The organism is Chitinophagales bacterium, assembly GCA_041392475.1.
GTDB lineage: Bacteria > Bacteroidota > Bacteroidia > Chitinophagales > UBA2359 > JAUHXA01.
On the sequence record JAWKLZ010000003.1, the window covers coordinates 809,680 to 828,018 of the forward strand.

Consider the following 18,339-nt stretch of genomic DNA (forward strand, 5'->3'; position numbering starts at 1 on the left):
GGTTGTGATTGCTTTTGTATAAAATAAGTTCATGTACACTCCAACAGTCATAAAGTTTTGGAGTATTGGTCTTGAATTCAATTAATTACCTTGTAATTCTTGGAGGTATTCAGGTTTAAGTTCAATACCCATTTTTTGTGCTTGTTGGGCATCGGCAAGTGCCTCTTTTTTATTTCCTAAAGCGTTGTGGGCTTGGGAACGGTAAACAAAATACTCTCCTTTTGGTTCATCCCGATTGATAACTTCACTGAAATCTGCAATGGCCTCTGCATATTGCCCAGCATTGAACTTTGCAATGCCCCTCCAGTGGTAAACAATGGCATCATCGGGTTTGGATTGCAAATGTAGATCAAATTCAGGTATGGCTAAATCGTGGCGATTGGTCAGACTGAACAACATACCTTTGTTTCGGTGAATGTCCACATAGTTAGGGTCTTGTGCAATAGCCTTGTTCAGGTATTCCAAAGATTTATCATATGCTTGAATATTGAAGTAAGCCTGAGCACGATCCGCAAAACCCTTTGCAGTATTTGGTTCTGGTAAATTGTCTAAACTTGCAGCAGCACTTACATTGGCATTGTTCTTGGATGCGTTCTGTTTTGAAGTCTTGCCACTAGGCCACATGATCCAGGCCAAAAATAGAAGTGCTAAAATACCCAACACTCCCAAGGCAATTTTTTTCTGTTGTGGATCCAATGCTATCTCATCGTCATCGTATTCATCATCATATTCGTCAAATTCATTTTCTTCAACGACTTTTTGGCGTACTTTCTTTTTTGGAGGAGGTGGGGCAGTCGTTTTTTTACGTCTAACCACAGGTTCTATTTCTTCTTCTTCAAATTCATCCTCGAACTCATCTTCTTCAACCTTCTTTTTTGGAGGTGGAGGAGTTGTTGTTTTCCGTTTTACAACAGGTTCTTCCTCTTCAAATTCATCCTCGAATTCATCTTCCTCCACAATCGGTTTTCGTAACTTTTTCTTTGGAGGTGGAGGAGTTGTTGTTTTTTTGTGTTTTACAACAGGCTTTTCCTCTTCAAATTCATCATCAAACTCGTCCTCGAATTCGTCTTCATCGTCACCACCAAATAACTTACTGAAAAAGCCACCCTTTTTTTCTTTGGGAGCATCATCATCTTCAAACTCATCCTCGAATTCATCTTCAAAATCAAAGAATTCATCATCTTCTTCAATTTCTCTTTTTTTATTTTGTTTCTTTTTCATGATTTTTTACAGTTGAAGTGGTAAAAAAAATGCAACCAAAAATTTGAATATTGACTCACAAATGTATTTAATAAAACTTTTCTCTCCAAGTATCATATCATTAAAACATTTGCAAAGTGGGAAAGTTGCGAGAAATAAGCATCAATTATGTCTGAACGATTGGGGTAATAATTGGCTCTATGATTGGTTAAATAGATGGTTTTCATACTCAATGATTTTCCAAATTCCATGTCACTAAGCATATCACCTACCATTATGGACTGTTCAAATTGAATAGAAGGAAAATCGGCTTTTGCCTGTAAACCCATCCCTACTTTGGGTTTTCTGCAATTGCAGTTTTCCTCGGCTAAGTGTGGACAATAGTAAAACTGGTCTATCCTGCCACTTGATTTGATAACCGCTTGACGTATTTGGTCAAAAATATGTTGTAAGTCTTGATGTGTCATCAAGCCCCGATTGATGCCCCTTTGATTGGTAACAACCACAATTTTATCAAAAATAAAGCTAAATTTTTTAATCGCCTCCAAAACACCTTCAATGAAGTGAAATTCCTCCCATTTGCACACGTAATTGTCTATAATTCTTTGATTAATAACTCCATCTCTATCTAAAAAAAGTGTCCAGTTCTTGTCTATTCCCCAACTTGACACTATTTTTACACTTTCTGCTTGCATTGTACGTTTATTTTTTTGAGCAATTGGGAACTTATTTGCATCAGAATCAATTAATAAGGGGTATATATTTCAGTGTCCACCAATTCTTAAACTATGAGTTCAGCTATACATCTAAAATGTCCTAATTGTGGTCATCCTATTCGTGCAGATGACATCAACATCCTTAGCTTGGCAGCAAAATGTTCGAGCTGTGGATGTGTTTTTCCGTTTAAGCCTCGCTTGTTTCAAGCATATAGTGTGCCTATCAAACCGGAAAAGCGTCCAAAAGGTGTCGAAATCCACCTACAAGATAAGGAATTGTTTTTGACTTATCGGTGGTGGACGGTTCGATATTTATTTTTATTACTCTTGGGTGCCTTATGGAACCTAAGTACTATCATGTGGTTTGTGATTACTCTTGCGAATGATGCCTACCTTATGATGGCAATGGGAATGGTATTTGCCGTTGGTGGAATTGCATTGCAGTATGTGAGCATTGCGGGTTTTTTGAATACAACTATGATTAAAGTAGATGATTTTCAGCTTTCTGTAACACATCAGCCTGTTTTTTGGTTTTCTGTGCCTAAGTTAAGAAGGGATGAAATCACACAGTTGTACTGTACACTACACATCAATAGAGGTCAAAACTATACGCAGTATTCTTACCAACTAAATGTTATTTTGAAAAATGGCAAGCATGTTTGTATATTGAAAGGAATCAACAACGCAGATCAAGCACAATACTTAGAAAAAGAAATAGAGCATTTTTTGAAGATCAAGGATAGATACGTGAAGGGGGAGTATATTGGACGAAAATAATTAACATAATTAAAGAAACTTTTTGGACTTAAAAGTGTCCTAATGATTAAAATATCCGTCAGAACAAAAAGATGGAATGTTTTTTGGATAAATACTTGTTGTTTTGTAGAAAATAAGCGTACATTAGTAATTAGTACTATTTTTTCGACTTTTTTAGAAAAATACCAACAGAACAGATATTAACAGATTGAGAACGCAAAGAAAGAAAGTAATGACGAATCTAATAGATGACCTTGACCTAAAGTGTAGTAGCTGTGGTGTAAACGTAGGGTCAGAGAATGTAAACCGAGATGCTGGTGTGGCTGTATGTGGTCACTGCGATGGCGTATTTACCTTTTCTACAAATGATACAGTGAGAAATGGTCTGCCGATTGAGGAAACACAAGGTTTTCTGAACAGAATGATGCAATCAGAACAATTCATTCACACCTTTCTGTTGGTATTTATGGTATTTTGGAATTTTAGCTTTTTGATTTTCTCCATAACCTGTGCCAGCAAGGGTTATATCGTATTGGCTAGTATGTTGGGAGTAATTACTGCAATAGGTTTTTATCTTACATACTTTTTAGTAGCTGCTCTTTTTGGCAGTCCAAAAGCAACCTCTCAAAAGCTTTTGGTAAACAGTTGGGAAAATATTCTGCCTATATTTGGTGGTCAGCGTGAAGTGATTGACAACCGTTATCTGAGAGATGTTTTTGCAGAAAAATTACAATTTGCCAGACGAGAAGACCAACGAACTACCACTTATAAAGTAAGAGGAGTCAATCAAAATGGAGCTAAAATAGACTTGGTAAACAATTTGACACAAGAAAACCAAGCCATTGAAATTGAAACAGAAATACGAAAACTGATTCGCCAAGCATAAGTCAAAACTGTAAATTGAAGCTTTCTTTCATATTATTCTTTGTTCTTTTTACCTTCAATAGTTGTCAGTCCAATTTTTTAATACCTTGCAATTCTTCTGAATATTCTTCCGAAATGGTGACTTACTTTATGGAAGTTGCCCTCAATTATCCTTCAACTAATAGTAGTCACATTGTCAAGTGGCAGACCGATATACACATTGCAGTGCACGGTTCACCTTCTGTCAATGACATCGCAATTCTTAGACAGCTTACCGACGAATTGAATCTTTTAATCAAGCCAATTCAGATATATTTAGACGAAACAGACCCCAACCTACATCTGTTTTTTACCAGCCCCCAAACATTTCAGATCACGGAAACCTACTTCAAAGATGCTGATAACCCCATTCTCAACGGGATTACATTTGTTTACCACTACCCCAATTATCAAATCTATAAAGCTAATATACTCATATCAAATCGAATCAAAGACCCTATGAAAAGGGTGCATACAATAAGAGAGGAAATCACCCAAAGTCTTGGATTATTGACCGATTCATGGCAATATGAAAAAAGTATCTTTTATGAAGGGCAATCCTATTCTACCTCTTTTTCTGAAATGGACAAGCAATTGATTCAACTGCTTTACAATACAAATATACCTATAGGAGGACAAGCAAAAGATGTGCTATTGTTATTATGTGGTGATACAAATTGAGTTTGCCAATAGTTTAAAAATGAATTGGCATAGACAATACTTCGTTTTGTAAAATCCTTAAATCATTGTATTTTTGTTATTATTTCAAACACACTAAAAATAAAAGCAATGAAAAATATAGGTCAAATAGGAGTGATGTTTGTCTGTTGTGCATGGCTATTAACTGCCTGTACAGGTGAAACGGAACAAACAAATGGTGATAAAACGGAAACTACTACACAAAAAACAGATTCTCAGCCTACTTCGGCTGCTAATTCTGTAGAAATGAATGGAAAGGTAAATTGGATCAGCATGGAAGATCTGCCTGCTGCAATGGATGCCAAACCCAAGAAAGTCTTGGTAGATTTATACACAAGTTGGTGTGGATGGTGTAAACGTATGGATAAAAACACGTTTTCTTATCCCGAAGTAGCCGAATATATCAATGAAAATTTCCATGCAGTAAAATTCGATGCCGAACAACAAGAGAGCATCAATTTTGGTGGCAAAGAATACAAGTTTGTACCTAAAGGAAGGAGAGGTACGAATGAACTAACCTACAAATTGATTTTGGGTGACAAGCCAAGCGGTCGAGTAGGCTACCCAACTGTGGCGTTTTTGGACGAAAACCTCAAACGCATTGACGCTTATGCAGGCTACAAAGATGCAAATGGTTTTGATGGTATCACCCGATTTATTGCCGAAAACCATTATACAAGTATGACCTTACCCCAGTTCCTTCAAAATTATGATTCTCCTATTCCTCAAAGTCCTCCAAGAGGAAATACCAAAATGAATCAAGATGATTTGAAGAAAATGTTGGAGCAACGCAAATTAAAAGCAAAGGAGAGTAATCCATAAGATTATTTTTGCTAAAATTCTGAAATTGAAATACTTATTTGTCTTCAACCTAATAGGCTGAAAGCAGAAAGACTCGTGTTAGGTTTAGCTCCTATTCAATTATTGGAGCTAAACTATTTTTTGGTAAAAGTTGTTTAGTGCTTCTATTGTATCAACATAAGACAATATACAGCATAAATTACGGACTTTTAATACTATGAGAGAAGGTGTAAGCCCTGTAATGAGATTTTGGAAACTGCTGACCCCCTACCAAAAAGAGATTTATCAAATCTATTTATATGCAGTTTTGAATGGTTTGGTCAATCTTTCGCTCCCGCTTGGAATACAGGCAATTATTAATCTTATTCAAGGAGGTGAAGTTTCCACCTCTTGGATGATATTGGTCAGTTTTGTATTGATTGGCATTGCGATTACGGGTACTTTGCAGGTACTCCAACTGCGTATTGTAGAAGATATTCAACAAAATATTTTCGCCCGCTCTTCTTTTGAGTTCGCCTTTAGAATTCCCAAAATCAAACTTTCTGAATTGGATCAAATTCACGCTCCTGAATTGGTCAACAGATTTTTCGATACACTAACCATCCAAAAAGGACTGCCTAAAATATTGATTGATTTCTCTTTGGCATCCTTTCAGGTCATTTTCGGACTCCTTTTGTTAGCGGTTTACAGTTCCTATTTCATCATTTTGGGAATTTTTCTTTGTTTCATACTGTGGCTGATTTTTAAAATAACAGGGCCAAAAGGTTTGGAAACGAGCTTGAAAGAAAGCAAATACAAGTACCAATTGGCGCATTGGTTGGAGGAAACGGCAAGAACCAATAAGAGCTTCAAACTCGCTTCGGATACTAATTTTCATTTGCAGAAAACCGATGACATTGCCATCAATTACTTGGAGGCAAGAGAAAAACACTTCAAAGTTTTAATGGGGCAGTTTCAATATTTCATTGGCTTCAAAATCATTGTTGCTGCGGGATTGTTGGTATTAGGGAGTATTTTGGTTTTTCAAGAGCAAATGAATATCGGTCAATTTGTAGCAGCCGAAATCATCATTATTTTGATTATCAACTCTGTCGAAAAAATCATCCGAATTATTGACACAATCTATGATGTATTGACCGCCTTGGAGAAAATAGGCTATGTAACCGATTTGGACTTAGACCAACAAGAAGGAGACCTATCCATACCTTCCGAAAGTGGCATTTCTTTGGAAGTGAACAATTTGGAATTTGGTTATCCAGACATGAAGCAGAAACTTATCAAAGATCTTTCTTTTTCCATCGAAGCAGGCGCAAAGGTGACGATTGCAGGAAACAGTGGAAGCGGAAAATCTACCTTGCTGCATCTTATTGCAGGACTTTTCGATTTTGACGAAGGAGAAATATTGATGAATGAGATGCCGATTCACAACTTCAAAAAGGAAAAATTATTTGAAAACATTGGATTCTATTTTCCCTCCAATCAACTTTTTGAAGGAACGATTTATGAAAATATCACTATGGGCAGGTCTATTTTAAACGAAGATTTTTTTGAAGTCATCAACCAATTAGGTTTGAAGCAATACATTGGCAAACAGCCTAAAGGTATAGATACATCTATCAAACCAGAGGGAAAACAATTGCCTAGAAGCGTCATTCAAAAACTCTTGATTGCCCGAACGATTGTTCACAAACCCAAACTTGTGATTATGGAAGATCCATTGCAGTCGGTAGAGGATAGCGAAAAGAACCAAATCATAGACTATATCATGCACCCAAGACACACTTGGACGGTTTTGGTGGTGGGAGATTATCCTTATTGGAGGAAAAAAAGTACACAAATTATTGAACTCACTTAGAAGAAAATAACCCATGCTAAATATTTCGGAAAACAGCATAAACGCATTGGTTAATTTGCAGAATTCTAAGGCATTTAACCTCTTACGTAAGAAGAAAATAAGCAGATTGCCACTGTACGTTGCATTGGGAATCATCGCCATTGCAGTCATCTGTCTGTTTCTTCCTTGGACTCAAAATATTCAAGGAAAAGGCTATGTCACCACCTTATCACCCGCCCAAAAACCGCAGGCTATTCAGTCGGTTATTTCAGGTAAACTCGAAAAATGGTTTGTCCGAGAAGGCGATTTCGTTGAGGCTGGCGATACCATTGTGTATGTGTCGGAGGTGAAAAGTGAGTATTTTGACCCCGAATTGGTGGAACGAACACAGGAACAGGTCAATGCAAAATCGGAAAGTGTGGGGTCGTATGCGGGTAAAGTCAAATCTTTGGAGGAACAATACGGCGCATTACTCGAAGCCCGTAAGTTCAAATTGCAGCAAACAGAAAACAAAATCAGGCAGGCTTACATGAAAATTACGAGCGACAGCATGGATTTGGTAGCCTTCAAAACAAACCAAGACATTGCCGAAAAGCAGTTTGTGCGGACAAATGAACTCTACGAAAAGGGCTTGAAATCTTTGACCGATTTGGAAACCAAAAAGCTGAAATGGCAGGAAACACAAGCCAAAGTGACGGTGCAAGAAAACAAGCTGCTCGCTCAAAAAAATGAACTGCAAAACCTTCAAATTGAACTTTCGGCAGTCCAAAGTGACTATGCAGACAAGTTGGCAAAATCGCAATCGGATAAGTTTTCGGCATTGTCTAATCAACTCGATGCTACTGCAACAACTTCAAAACTTCAAAACCAACTGAGCAATTACAGCGAACGTCAAAAACTCTACTACATCACCGCTCCGCAGGCTGGCTATGTCACCAAAGCCATCAAAAAAGGACTGGGTGAAATCATCAAAGAAGGCACTGACATTGTGACGATTATGCCCGATGTGTATGACTTAGCGGTAGAAATGTATGTCAAACCTCAAGACTTGCCGCTACTCGAAAAAGGCAAAAATGTTCGACTGCAATTTGACGGATGGCCTGCAATGGTATTCAGTGGATGGCCCAATTCCTCTTTTGGCACTTTCTCTGGTGAAGTCTTTGCGATTGACCAATTTATCAGCGATAATAACAAATACCGTTTGATTATTTCGCCCAACGATTCTGAAAAGCCTTGGCCGAGTTTGTTGAGAGTTGGCTCTGGCACAAGGGCTTTTATTCTGCTCAATGATGTACCTTTGTGGTACGAACTGTGGCGACAACTCAATGGCTTTCCCCCCGATTTTTATGAAAAAGGGGCGAAAGAATCCGAAATCAAACGCAAGGCACCCTTAAAATCTGTGAAGTAAATGCAATTTTATTCCCGAAAACTTATCAAGCCAGGAGATCTCAATGCCCGAAACACCCTTTTTGGCGGCGCACTCCTCAGATGGATAGACGAGGAAGCGGGCATCTATGCGATGACCAAACTCGACTCCAAAGAGGTCGTTACCAAATACATGTCTGAAATTAACTTTGTAAGTTCGGGCAAACAAGGCGATGTGGTCGAAATTGGCTTGGCATTCAAGGCGATTGGTCGGACTTCCATCACCTTCTCGTGTGAAGTCAGAAATGTATTCAGCAAGAAAACCATCATCACAATTGACAACATTGTGTTTGTGAAAGTAGATGAAAATGGAGTCGCTACGCCACATGGCAAGACATTAGAAAACATGGAATTACGGAAAGACTAAATTTAGGAATGAAGAAATCATTTTTGTATCACATTGCTGCAATAGGCTGTTTTTTAATAGGGAGTGTTTCGAGTTCGGCACAAAACGATTCGATTGTATTGACCTACAATGTTTTTCTCAAAAATGTCTTGGCGCATCATCCGCTCTCTCAACAAGCAGACCTTCAATCCGATTTTTCAGAAGCAGCCTGGTTGTCTGCCAAAGGTAAGTTTGACCCCAAGTTGTCCTCCAATTGGAACGAAAAATACTTTGCCGACAAGCACTACTATAAAATTTTTGAAGCGGGGTTTCAGATTCCTACATGGTATGGATTGACCATTGCAGGGGGGTATGAGAACACGGAAGGTGTATTTTTGAATCCCGAAAATAAGACCGATAAAAATGGACTTTGGGCGCTAGGTATTGAAGCCAATTTGCTGCAAGGACTGCGGATAGACGAGCGAAGGGCTGCATTGAAGCAAGCCGAAGTATTTCAAAAGGCAGCAGAAAATGAGCGTAAAATGATGCTCAACGAGCTGCTGTTTGCTGCTTCACAGGCCTACTTCAATTGGCAATTGGTCTTCAATACGCAGCAAATTATTGAAGGAGGCAGGGTTTTGGCGGAAGAATATTTGGAAGCTACCCGACAACTGTTTCGGAATGGCGACAAACCTGCAATTGATACTTTGGAGGCTTTTCTGATTGTGCAAGACCGTGTGAATCAGCTTCAAAGCAATGAAATAAACTTGTTGAGTACCCAACAGCAATTGGAGAATTTTTTGTGGTACGACCAAGTGCCGCTTGAACTTCAATCTTCGACCATCCCCGAAAACTTCAATGAAACAGATTTTACCCTACCCGTAGAAGTGCCTTTGATGCAAATGATGGACAATCATCCCGAAATCTTGGAGAAGGAACTGAAAATATCCCAATATGAAATTGAAGGAGTGGTGAAAAGGGACAAACTCAGACCGAAATTGAAGGTAAAATACAATCCGCTTTTGAATACTTCTGAAAACAGTCTTGCACCCAATTATTCGACTTCCAACTACAAATGGGGTTTTGATTTTTCGATGCCTTTGCTAATGAGGAGTGAAAGGGCAGCTGTTCAAGAAAACCAACTCAAAATTAAGGAAGTAGAACTGGATATTGTCGCCAAACGAAATACCCTGCAAAACAAACTGCAAGCGACTTTGGCGAAACAAGTCCTATTGGAACAGCAGGTAAACCTTCAATCCCAAAATGTTCGCAACTATGAAGTTCTCTTGAATGCCGAAAGAACGAAGTTTTCTTTTGGCGAAAGTTCGGTTTTTCTGCTCAATAAACGACAGGAAAAATACCTCGAATCAAGTATCAAACTCACCGAATTGACCGCAAAATACCAAATGGCGAAGGTGGAGTATTTGTTTTTTGGCGGGAATTTTTTGGGTGAGGTGGAGTAAATGATGAGGTGAAGGAATATATGTTTCTTGTATGACACGAAGCCTTTGGGAGTTTTCTTTTGAAAGCATACAGATTTTCATACATGCCATATCATTGAAGAAAAACTTCCAAAATCTAAATTGGGACATTGTTTTATTGACAATCCTAAAGCATCTAAAATAACTTCCAAGCGGGTTGTAATTGGGATATTGCAGCGAATAAAGTGTTGATTGTGGAGTTGCAGTAGTTTGATAATTAATTTGAAATGGAAAAGACGATTTTGATACTGGATTTAGATGGTGTGCTTATTACGACTCCACCTTGGAAACAAGATAGGATTCATGCAGATGGATATTCCGATTTCAACCCGAAAGTAGTACAGAACCTCAATGAATTACTGCAATTTTCAGATTTTGAAATATGGTTGAGTTCCGCAAGAAGGACTACAAAGTCATTGGAAGAATTTAACCAGATTTTTAAGAATCGCAGTATTGAAGGGGAAATAATAGATTTTCTACCCATTCACAAATACAGGCTTTCGAGAAGAGAGGAAATTGAATATTTTTTAGTAGAAAAAGCTATCGAAAATTACCTTATTATTGATGATGATAAGAGTTTGAGTGGTTTAGAAGAAAAAAGTAAATTGGTATTAACAGAGTTGTTGAAAGGATTTGACCGAGATAAACTCAAAGAAGCGAAAATCAAAGTCAGCAATTCTTTCGGGGATTGCTGACTTTGATTTTTGCTATAAAAAGTGGTACATTGGATTCAGTCACTAAAAAATATCTCTGTGAAAAACTAAAATATTTTAATATAAACAAAAAAATGATTCAAATACTTGAAGATAAAACAGGTGTTCAAAGAGCAGAAATCATAATTACTACAAAAGAAGGCAATTTGGTTGAAGGCTCTATTATTAACCATTCATTTACCAATGAACAAGTAGCAATATTTGAAGAGTTTTGTGAGGTGATTAACGACCAAATATTTTCAGTACTGGATGAAATTGAAGATAGAATTGAGTCATTTGGCTTTAAGATTAGATATGAAAAACGGAAAATTTTTGATCTGCAAATTTACAACTTGAAGACCATTTCTTTTTGTTTTAAAATATAATTTTATATCACGTCTTTATCCTCGCCTCACTTATTCAAAATCAAAACCTCAATAGATTTGCAGGTCAAAGTCTTTGATACTGTTGTTGGTAAGTTGTATCGCTTCTTGGGCGAATATTCACAAATGTGATAAAAAAACAGATTTTACAACTCCAGCGCAAAGACTTTTTAGAAAGTTACAAATTGTTCTGTTTTTCAATCAACTCATGTAATTTCTTCAACACTAAATCTTTTTTATTCAATATGATATTGATTGAAGGAACAATGGGATAAGCGGGTATTGTTCCATGTCCGAAATGTGCTTTTTGATCCACTACATTGACATACTTCAGTAGGGAAATGGCCACCACAATTCCAGAAGATAACTCTTCTTCGGGGATCAATCCACTTGTATTTCCTTGATATCCTCCTCCGGTTTCTTCTCCCACAAAAACTGTCTTTTGGTTGAAATCCAAGATGGCAGCTACATCTGCACAAGAGGACAGGACATACAAAGCAAAGCCCATTTATAGGTCTTCACATTAAAAAGGAATAAATCGCAACCCACCCCTGCCCCTCCAAGGAGGGGAATACTTGTGCCAAGTGGGAAATTCCCCTCTTGGGAGGGGTAAGGGGTGGGTTTAAGTAATATAAACAATCAATGCGGAAACCAATATCATCACAAAAGTATTGTCCTTGAAGTTGCGTTTTGCAGGTTTTTGGGTTTGGTAATAGTCAAATTCTCTTGTAAATAAACCCGATCTTTTCCACAGCCAAACACTGTCCTGTTTTTTGGGTTTCCCATAAAACAGCCACTTGTAGCCTTTGATGTCTGCTGTAATCGGTTCGCTCACTTCAATCCGATTCCAATACCGAAAAGGAGGATCAAAAAAAGTGAGCAGTGAAGTAAGCAGTCAAACTATACTAAATTAGGACTGATAGGAGGATAAAACAGGTAGAATGGCTACCTTTGCAGCTTCAAAATTTTCTGCTTTTTTGAACAAAACCCTTCTCAAAAAAGTTGTAAAGACAGTCTTAAACACATTCCCGAAAACCTATGGAGCTACCAACAGTTTCATCTTTCTTAGATAACAAACAGCCTATTACGAGTGATGAAAATATTTATTTCAAAGATAAAAAATCCCTTCTAAACGATTATTTTATTGCCCAACTCAGTAGAGAAATTAGTCTATTGTCAAGGCGAGAAGTGCTTACAGGAAAGGCAAAATTTGGCATCTTAGGAGACGGAAAGGAATTACCACAGATAGCATTGTCAAAAGTTTTTCGAAGGGGTGATTTTAGGTCGGGTTATTACCGTGACCAAACAATTATGCTTGCTTTAGGACTGTCAGAACCCTCCCATTTATTCGCACAGTTATACGCCAATCCCAATCCTGAAGAAGAGCCACATTCTGCTGGTCGTCAAATGAATTGCCATTTTGCAACGCATAGTTTAGACGAGAATGGAGATTGGAAAAACCTAATGGAGCAGTACAATTCTTCTGCTGATATTGCGCCTACTGCTGGTCAAATGAGCCGAGCAGTTGGCTTAGCATTGGCTTCAAAAACCTACCGTTCGATTCCTGCTTTACATTCTATGAGTCAATTCAGCAACAAAGGGAATGAAGTAGTATTTGTGACTATTGGAGATTCGAGTACGAGTGAAGGCCCTTTTTGGGAGAGCATCAATGCCGTTGGAGTGATGCAAGTTCCTATGTTGATTTCTGTTTGGGACGATGGCTATGGTATATCGGTTCCTAAGAAGTATCAAACTACCAAAGAAAGCATTTCGGAGGTTTTGAGTGGATTCCAGAGAACGGAAGATAAGGCTGGTTTTGATATTTACACAGTCAAAGCATGGGATTATCCAAATCTCTGTAAGGTGTATCAAGAGGCTGCCGAGAAAGTGCGTAGAACGCATATCCCTGCTATCGTTCATGTGATGGAAGTGACTCAGCAACAGGGACATTCGACCAGTGGTTCTCATGAGCGTTACAAAACCAAAGAACGCTTGTCATGGGAAAAGGAATGGGACTGCAATAAGAAAATGAAGGAGTGGATTTTACAAAATGGCTTGGCAACGAAGGAAGAATTATTGCAGAAAGAAAGAGAGGCAAAGACAGAAGCAAGGGCAGGTTTGAGAAAGGCATGGAGTGACTTCAATGAGCCTTTGAAGAAACATATTGCAAATTTGATAAACTTATACGACCGATTGCATCCCAATGTGCACAACAAAAAGGCGGTCATGGATGCAAGAGAATCATTGCTGGCAGAAATTCACCCAACATTGAGAGACATCGCACAGTCTGCTCGAAATTTGTTGATGGAACTGTACCAAGAGCAGCATCCATTGATAAATGAACTCCGTAACTGGAAAAACCAATTTCAAGCGGCCAATCAGGAAACGTACAGTTCTTATTTGTTTAGTCAAACAGAAGAATCTGCTCTAAATGTTCGTGAAGTAAAACCTGCTTACGGTGATGTTCTTCAATTGATAAGTGGTTACGAAATTTTGAATCAGTGTTTTGATGCAGCTTTTGCAAGGGACGAAAGAGTGATGGCTTTTGGTGAAGATGTAGGACATATTGGAGGAGTTAACCAAGCATTTGCAGGGCTTCAAGAAAAGTATGGCATCGAGCGAATTTTTGACACAGGTATTCGAGAAAACACCATTATGGGGCAAGGAATAGGGTTGGCAATGAGAGGTTTACGACCTATTGCAGAAATTCAATACTTAGATTATTTTATCTACGGAATGCAGCCAATTGTAGATGATTTATCTACCATTGCTTACCGCACCAAAGGCCGTCAAAAAGCCCCAATGATTATCCGTACCCGTGGACACCGTTTGGAGGGAGTATGGCATACAGGGTCTCCTATGGGAATGATTCTGAATGGAATAAGAGGTGTGCATGTTTTGGTTCCACGCAATATGACCCAAGCAGCAGGTTTCTACAATACCTTGCTGCAATCGGATGAACCCGCCTTGGTTGTAGAATGTTTGAACGGATACCGTTTGAAGGAAAAAAAACCTGAAAATATCGCTGATATGCAAACCCCTCTGGGTAAGGTAGAGGTACTTCAAGCAGGCAAAGATATTACCCTTGTCACTTATGGTTCTACTTGCAGAATCGTAGAAAAAGCAGCAGAACGCTTAAAAGAACGCCTGAAAATTAGTTGTGAAGTAATTGATGTTCAGAGCTTGCTACCTTTTGATTTGGAACATGACATTTTGAAGTCTCTTCAAAAAACCAATCGCTTATTGATTGTAGATGAAGATGTACCTGGCGGTGCCTCTGCATTTATTTTGCAGCAAATCATAGAAGTACAAGGTGGATTCAAATGGCTTGATTCTGCGCCTGCTACCCTTACTGCAAAAGCACATAGAGCCGCTTATGGTTCAGATGGAGACTATTACTCCAAACCAAACATTGAAGATGTAGTCGAGAAAGTATATGGAATTATGCATGAAGTTCTGCCTAAGCAGTATCCTTTGTTTTTTTAGACTTCCTCATAAGTAATGTCTTCTGCAAAGTCATCATCGTTGTCTTCAAAATCTTCTTCTTCTTCAAAATCATCGTCGTCGTATTCTCCAAAAGTTTGTCCTCCAATGGTGTAATGGAAATTACCCAAACCTACATTTCGTTCCAAAGTAGCAATTATTTTTTCCACATTGTCATTAAGCCCATTCACGTAAAGAGGCATTCCATCCTTACCAAATTCTAAGTCTATGACCTCAATGCTGTCCGAAGGGTCTAAAATATATTCGGTTAGTTTGAAGTCTTTGTGAGGTGAAAAGCCCAAATCCTCCGCATATTCAATCGCTCCATAAATTATATTTTGAGCATACTCTGAATCTATTTCTTTCACTTCTAAATGTTTGCTGTTATATATATCAAGCAGAAGGTCATTGTCAAATTCAAAGTTATCCATTCGAAAATGATAATGCGTATCCTTCAATCCTAAACACCAAGTATCTACCAAATACAAACCTACTACCAACTTGTCCCCGCCTTGCTGACGGGAAACGATTACTATTGCCATTCCTGTATCATCCCAGTCTGTATTTACAAAACATTTGTAAAAAGGCAGTTTTCTGGCCCTTGTTTGAATGTATTTTTGAGGAGGCAACTTCACAGGTGCACCACCACTGGATTTTTTTCTCTTGTTTCGATTTTTAGCCATTATTGTCTTTGTGTTAAAGTGTAAAACTGCAAAACTGTAAAATAAACATGCTTTTCATTTTTACCAAATTTTTTACATCCCGTTAAAAAAAGTTAAAGCCCATTTAATGTATCTTCAAAGTGAACTATCTTGCCTAAAATAGCAGTTCTAAGGTAATCCTCAAATGAACTTATACCTCATAAGCGGGTAATTTTTAACGTCAGAAGCCTTTCATCAATTAACAAGTAGGTATGCTATGAAACGAACATTACAATTATTCTTTTCAGTCTTCTTTTTCTTACCATTTACTATTCAAGCTCAAACGGTTGCAGAATCAGACAACGATACACTACCGAAAATAAGTGAAGAAAAACGCATTTACACCACCAAACGAATTGAAGGAGCATCACCTACCATTGATGGAAAATTTGATGAAGCCTGTTGGGAAACCGTTGAATGGACGGGGGATTATGTACAGTGGAAACCCTATAATGCCAAAGCCCCAACGGCTCAAACCCAATTCAAAGTGTTATACGATGATAAGTACATTTACTTTGCCTATCGCTGTTTTGACGACCCCGAAAAAATCGTGCGGCGGATGTCTCGCCGAGATGGTTTTGAAGGAGATTGGGTAGAAATCAACATTGACAGCTATTTCGATAAACAAACGGCTTTTTCGTTCACTATCAGCGTTTCAGGTGTAAAAGGAGATGAAGCCGTCACCAACAATGGCAACAATTGGGATGGAAGTTGGGACCCAATATGGTACACCAAAACTGCAATAGACGACAAAGGCTGGACAGCAGAGGTGAAAATTCCATTGAGTCAACTTCGTTTTGCCAACAAAGAGGTACAAGTATGGGGTCTGCAATCTACTCGGCGGGTATTCAGGGCAGAAGAACGCTCAACATGGCAGTATGTTCCTCTGAATGAATCGGGTTGGGTGCATCGTTTTGGTGAATTACACGGTTTGGAAGGCATCAAACCCCAAAAACAAATCGAACTCGAACCGTATATCCTCGCACAAACAGAAACTTTTGAAAAAGAAGAGGGTAATCCTTTTGCAACAGGCAGCGACTCCAATGTGGATGTGGGTTTGAATGGCAAAATTGGAGTAACCAGTGATTTGACCCTTGATTTTACTGTCAATCCCGATTTTGGGCAAGTTGAAGCCGACCCTTCAGTGGTCAATATTGACGGTTTTGCGGTGTTTTTTCAAGAGCGTCGCCCCTTTTTCATTGAAGGTAGAAACATTTTCGATTACCAACTCACCCCCGCACAAGCAGATGGCCCTTATAGCAGCGACAATCTTTTTTATTCTCGCAGAATTGGCCGTTCTCCCCATCACTATCCCGATGTGGACGATGATGCCTATATCAATCAGCCTGTGCAAACTTCCATCATTGGCGCAGCTAAATTGTCTGGAAAAACCAAAAAAGGACTTTCAATCGGCATTTTGGAGAGCGTGACTTCAAAAGAGGAGGCAACGATCGCTTTGCCGAATGATGATGAACAGACCAAAACGGTGGTAGAACCACTAACAAATTATTTTGTGGCACGGGTAGCGCAGGACTTCAATGAGCGCAACAGTCAGATTGGAGGAATTTTTACGGCAGTGAATCGCAGTAATATAGACCAATACTCCGAGTTGAATTTTTTGCGAAAAAATGCCTACACAGGAGGAGTGGATTTCATTCACCGATGGAAAGACCAATCTCGCTATATTTCAGGAAATTTGCTGGGGAGTTATGTCAATGGCAGTACAGAGTCCATTACAGAAACTCAAGAATCTTTTATCCACAACTTCCAACGTCCTGATGCAGATTACATTGAAATTGACACAACCCGCACTTCTATGACAGGAACGGCAGGCACATTGAGGCTCGGAAAAGTGGGAGGCGATTTGGTTTATGAAGGCGGATTGACTTGGCGTTCGCCCTCTTTGGAGATGAATGACATAGGTTTTCAACAAAATAGCGACTATTTTATTCATTTTCTCTGGGCAGGATACCGCATCACCGAACCCTTCGGCATTTTTTACGACATCCGCTTCAACTACAATCACTGGTTTGGTTGGGACATGGGCGGCACTTTCAATTATCAAGCAAACAATATCAATGCACACGCCAACTTCAAAAACTTTTGGAGTGCAGGTATGGGCATTTACCTCGAAAATTATTGGAAAAGTGACAGGCAATTGCGTGGAGGGCCTTATCTACGCATGTCACCAGGTATGAATTGGTGGGGGTATCTGAATACCAACCAACGCAAAAAGCTGCAACTGAGCATTGAATGGAACAAAAATGGCTCTTATGATGGCAGTATTTCTGGTGCAGGATTGAGTATGAACCTGAATTATCAACCCATTCATGCCCTCAAAATTTCGGTAGGTCCTTCGTATGGCAAAAATGTAAGAGAAACACAATACGTTGATAATGTCGACTATGGAAATGATGTTCGATACATAACTGCAAAAGTAAATCAAGATACCTACAGTTTGACGACAAGAGTGGACTACACGATTTTACCCAACCTGACTTTGCAGTTTTGGGGACAACCCTTTATTTCAAAAGGAGAATATACGGACTTCAAACGCATTACCGATAATTTAGCGACAGACATCAGCAACCGATTCTATACATTTGCGCCTTCTGAAATCAACTTCAATTCGGAAGACGAAGAGTTTGTTGTAGATGAAAATCAAGACGGAACAACAGACTATACTTTTGGGAATCCTGACTTCAATTACCTTGAATTTCGCTCCAATTTTGTGGCTCGTTGGGAGTACATTCCAGGTTCTACTATCTTTTTGGTGTGGTCACAAAACCGTGGAGATAACCCTACTTTGACCGATCGAAGTTTTGGCAAATTGACCAGCAACTTGTTCGATGTAAGTGCAAGGAATACATTTTTATTGAAGTTTACCTATCGGTTTTTGAAGTAAATTCATTCCCATTATGAACCACCTCACCATCATCA

The 18,339-nt window shown here is 38.8% G+C and carries 17 protein-coding genes; 12 read left to right on the forward strand and 5 right to left on the reverse strand.

Translation table 11 applies throughout. The features are described 5' to 3' along the window. Nucleotides 1-81 precede the first annotated feature (81 nt). A complete protein-coding gene (locus R3E32_26025; protein MEZ4888214.1) occupies nt 82-1,221 on the reverse strand; it encodes a tetratricopeptide repeat protein in 1,140 nt (379 codons plus the stop codon). A gap of 92 nt (nt 1,222-1,313) precedes the next feature. Then, complete coding sequence (locus tag R3E32_26030) at nt 1,314-1,895, reverse strand: HAD family hydrolase (GenBank protein MEZ4888215.1); 582 nt, start codon at nt 1,893-1,895, stop codon at nt 1,314-1,316. Between the two features lie 93 nt (nt 1,896-1,988). On the opposite strand from R3E32_26030, the gene R3E32_26035 reads away from it, so the two are divergent. From R3E32_26035 to R3E32_26080, 10 genes are all read left to right on the forward strand, one after another. After that, nucleotides 1,989-2,693, forward strand: coding sequence for a zinc ribbon domain-containing protein (locus R3E32_26035; GenBank protein MEZ4888216.1), 705 nt, complete (start codon nt 1,989-1,991; stop codon nt 2,691-2,693). Nucleotides 2,694-2,904: 211 nt separating this feature from the next. Further along, the gene (locus R3E32_26040; GenBank protein MEZ4888217.1) at nt 2,905-3,558 is read left to right on the forward strand and encodes a hypothetical protein; all 654 of its coding nucleotides are present in this window, start codon (nt 2,905-2,907) and stop codon (nt 3,556-3,558) included. Nucleotides 3,559-3,572: 14 nt separating this feature from the next. Then, a complete protein-coding gene (locus R3E32_26045; protein ID MEZ4888218.1) occupies nt 3,573-4,256 on the forward strand; it encodes a DUF2927 domain-containing protein in 684 nt (227 codons plus the stop codon). A gap of 108 nt (nt 4,257-4,364) precedes the next feature. Beyond that, the gene (locus R3E32_26050; GenBank protein MEZ4888219.1) at nt 4,365-5,096 is read left to right on the forward strand and encodes a thioredoxin family protein; all 732 of its coding nucleotides are present in this window, start codon (nt 4,365-4,367) and stop codon (nt 5,094-5,096) included. Between the two features lie 196 nt (nt 5,097-5,292). Further along, complete coding sequence (locus R3E32_26055) at nt 5,293-6,930, forward strand: ABC transporter ATP-binding protein (protein ID MEZ4888220.1); 1,638 nt, start codon at nt 5,293-5,295, stop codon at nt 6,928-6,930. A gap of 13 nt (nt 6,931-6,943) precedes the next feature. Further along, the gene (locus tag R3E32_26060) at nt 6,944-8,317 is read left to right on the forward strand and encodes an HlyD family efflux transporter periplasmic adaptor subunit (GenBank protein MEZ4888221.1); all 1,374 of its coding nucleotides are present in this window, start codon (nt 6,944-6,946) and stop codon (nt 8,315-8,317) included. Then, nucleotides 8,318-8,701, forward strand: a complete 384-nt coding sequence (locus tag R3E32_26065) for a hotdog domain-containing protein (GenBank protein MEZ4888222.1) — start codon at nt 8,318-8,320, stop codon at nt 8,699-8,701. Nucleotides 8,702-8,709: 8 nt separating this feature from the next. Then, nucleotides 8,710-10,122, forward strand: a complete 1,413-nt coding sequence (locus tag R3E32_26070) for a TolC family protein (GenBank protein MEZ4888223.1) — start codon at nt 8,710-8,712, stop codon at nt 10,120-10,122. Nucleotides 10,123-10,367: 245 nt separating this feature from the next. Next, nucleotides 10,368-10,835, forward strand: coding sequence for an HAD domain-containing protein (locus tag R3E32_26075; GenBank protein ID MEZ4888224.1), 468 nt, complete (start codon nt 10,368-10,370; stop codon nt 10,833-10,835). Between the two features lie 29 nt (nt 10,836-10,864). Then, nucleotides 10,865-11,218 carry a hypothetical protein gene (locus tag R3E32_26080; GenBank protein MEZ4888225.1) on the forward strand — a complete coding sequence of 118 codons (354 nt, stop codon included), beginning with the start codon at nt 10,865-10,867 and terminating at the stop codon, nt 11,216-11,218. A 175-nt stretch (nt 11,219-11,393) separates the two neighbouring features. Here R3E32_26080 and R3E32_26085 read toward each other — a convergent pair whose 3' ends face one another. Together R3E32_26085 and R3E32_26090 are read right to left on the reverse strand one after the other, a co-directional pair. Next, entirely contained in the window at nt 11,394-11,645 is a 252-nt protein-coding gene (locus R3E32_26085) for a hypothetical protein (protein ID MEZ4888226.1), read from the reverse strand. 192 nt (nt 11,646-11,837) lie between these two features. After that, nucleotides 11,838-12,050: a hypothetical protein gene (locus R3E32_26090; protein MEZ4888227.1), complete on the reverse strand. Its 213-nt coding sequence runs from the start codon at nt 12,048-12,050 to the stop codon at nt 11,838-11,840. A 203-nt stretch (nt 12,051-12,253) separates the two neighbouring features. On the opposite strand from R3E32_26090, the gene R3E32_26095 reads away from it, so the two are divergent. After that, nucleotides 12,254-14,701, forward strand: a complete 2,448-nt coding sequence (locus R3E32_26095) for a thiamine pyrophosphate-dependent enzyme (GenBank protein ID MEZ4888228.1) — start codon at nt 12,254-12,256, stop codon at nt 14,699-14,701. Here R3E32_26095 and R3E32_26100 read toward each other — a convergent pair. Beyond that, nucleotides 14,698-15,381 (reverse strand): hypothetical protein, encoded by a 684-nt coding sequence (locus R3E32_26100; protein ID MEZ4888229.1) that lies wholly within the window; start codon nt 15,379-15,381, stop codon nt 14,698-14,700. The two genes, R3E32_26095 and R3E32_26100, sit on opposite strands and share 4 nt — an antisense overlap. A gap of 235 nt (nt 15,382-15,616) precedes the next feature. On the opposite strand from R3E32_26100, the gene R3E32_26105 reads away from it, so the two are divergent. Continuing rightward, nucleotides 15,617-18,304, forward strand: coding sequence for a DUF5916 domain-containing protein (locus tag R3E32_26105; protein MEZ4888230.1), 2,688 nt, complete (start codon nt 15,617-15,619; stop codon nt 18,302-18,304). Nucleotides 18,305-18,339 lie beyond the last annotated feature (35 nt).

Coding starts and splice junctions, on each gene's coding strand:
- R3E32_26030 (MEZ4888215.1), bottom strand. CDS start 1,895: ATGCAAGCAGAAAGTGTAAAAATAGTGTCAAGTTGGGGAATAGACAAG.
- R3E32_26070 (MEZ4888223.1), top strand. CDS start 8,710: ATGAAGAAATCATTTTTGTATCACATTGCTGCAATAGGCTGTTTTTTA.
- R3E32_26100 (MEZ4888229.1), bottom strand. CDS start 15,381: ATGGCTAAAAATCGAAACAAGAGAAAAAAATCCAGTGGTGGTGCACCT.
- R3E32_26035 (MEZ4888216.1), top strand. CDS start 1,989: ATGAGTTCAGCTATACATCTAAAATGTCCTAATTGTGGTCATCCTATT.
- R3E32_26075 (MEZ4888224.1), top strand. CDS start 10,368: ATGGAAAAGACGATTTTGATACTGGATTTAGATGGTGTGCTTATTACG.
- R3E32_26105 (MEZ4888230.1), top strand. CDS start 15,617: ATGAAACGAACATTACAATTATTCTTTTCAGTCTTCTTTTTCTTACCA.
- R3E32_26050 (MEZ4888219.1), top strand. CDS start 4,365: ATGAAAAATATAGGTCAAATAGGAGTGATGTTTGTCTGTTGTGCATGG.
- R3E32_26095 (MEZ4888228.1), top strand. CDS start 12,254: ATGGAGCTACCAACAGTTTCATCTTTCTTAGATAACAAACAGCCTATT.
- R3E32_26025 (MEZ4888214.1), bottom strand. CDS start 1,221: ATGAAAAAGAAACAAAATAAAAAAAGAGAAATTGAAGAAGATGATGAA.
- R3E32_26055 (MEZ4888220.1), top strand. CDS start 5,293: ATGAGAGAAGGTGTAAGCCCTGTAATGAGATTTTGGAAACTGCTGACC.
- R3E32_26065 (MEZ4888222.1), top strand. CDS start 8,318: ATGCAATTTTATTCCCGAAAACTTATCAAGCCAGGAGATCTCAATGCC.
- R3E32_26060 (MEZ4888221.1), top strand. CDS start 6,944: ATGCTAAATATTTCGGAAAACAGCATAAACGCATTGGTTAATTTGCAG.
- R3E32_26040 (MEZ4888217.1), top strand. CDS start 2,905: ATGACGAATCTAATAGATGACCTTGACCTAAAGTGTAGTAGCTGTGGT.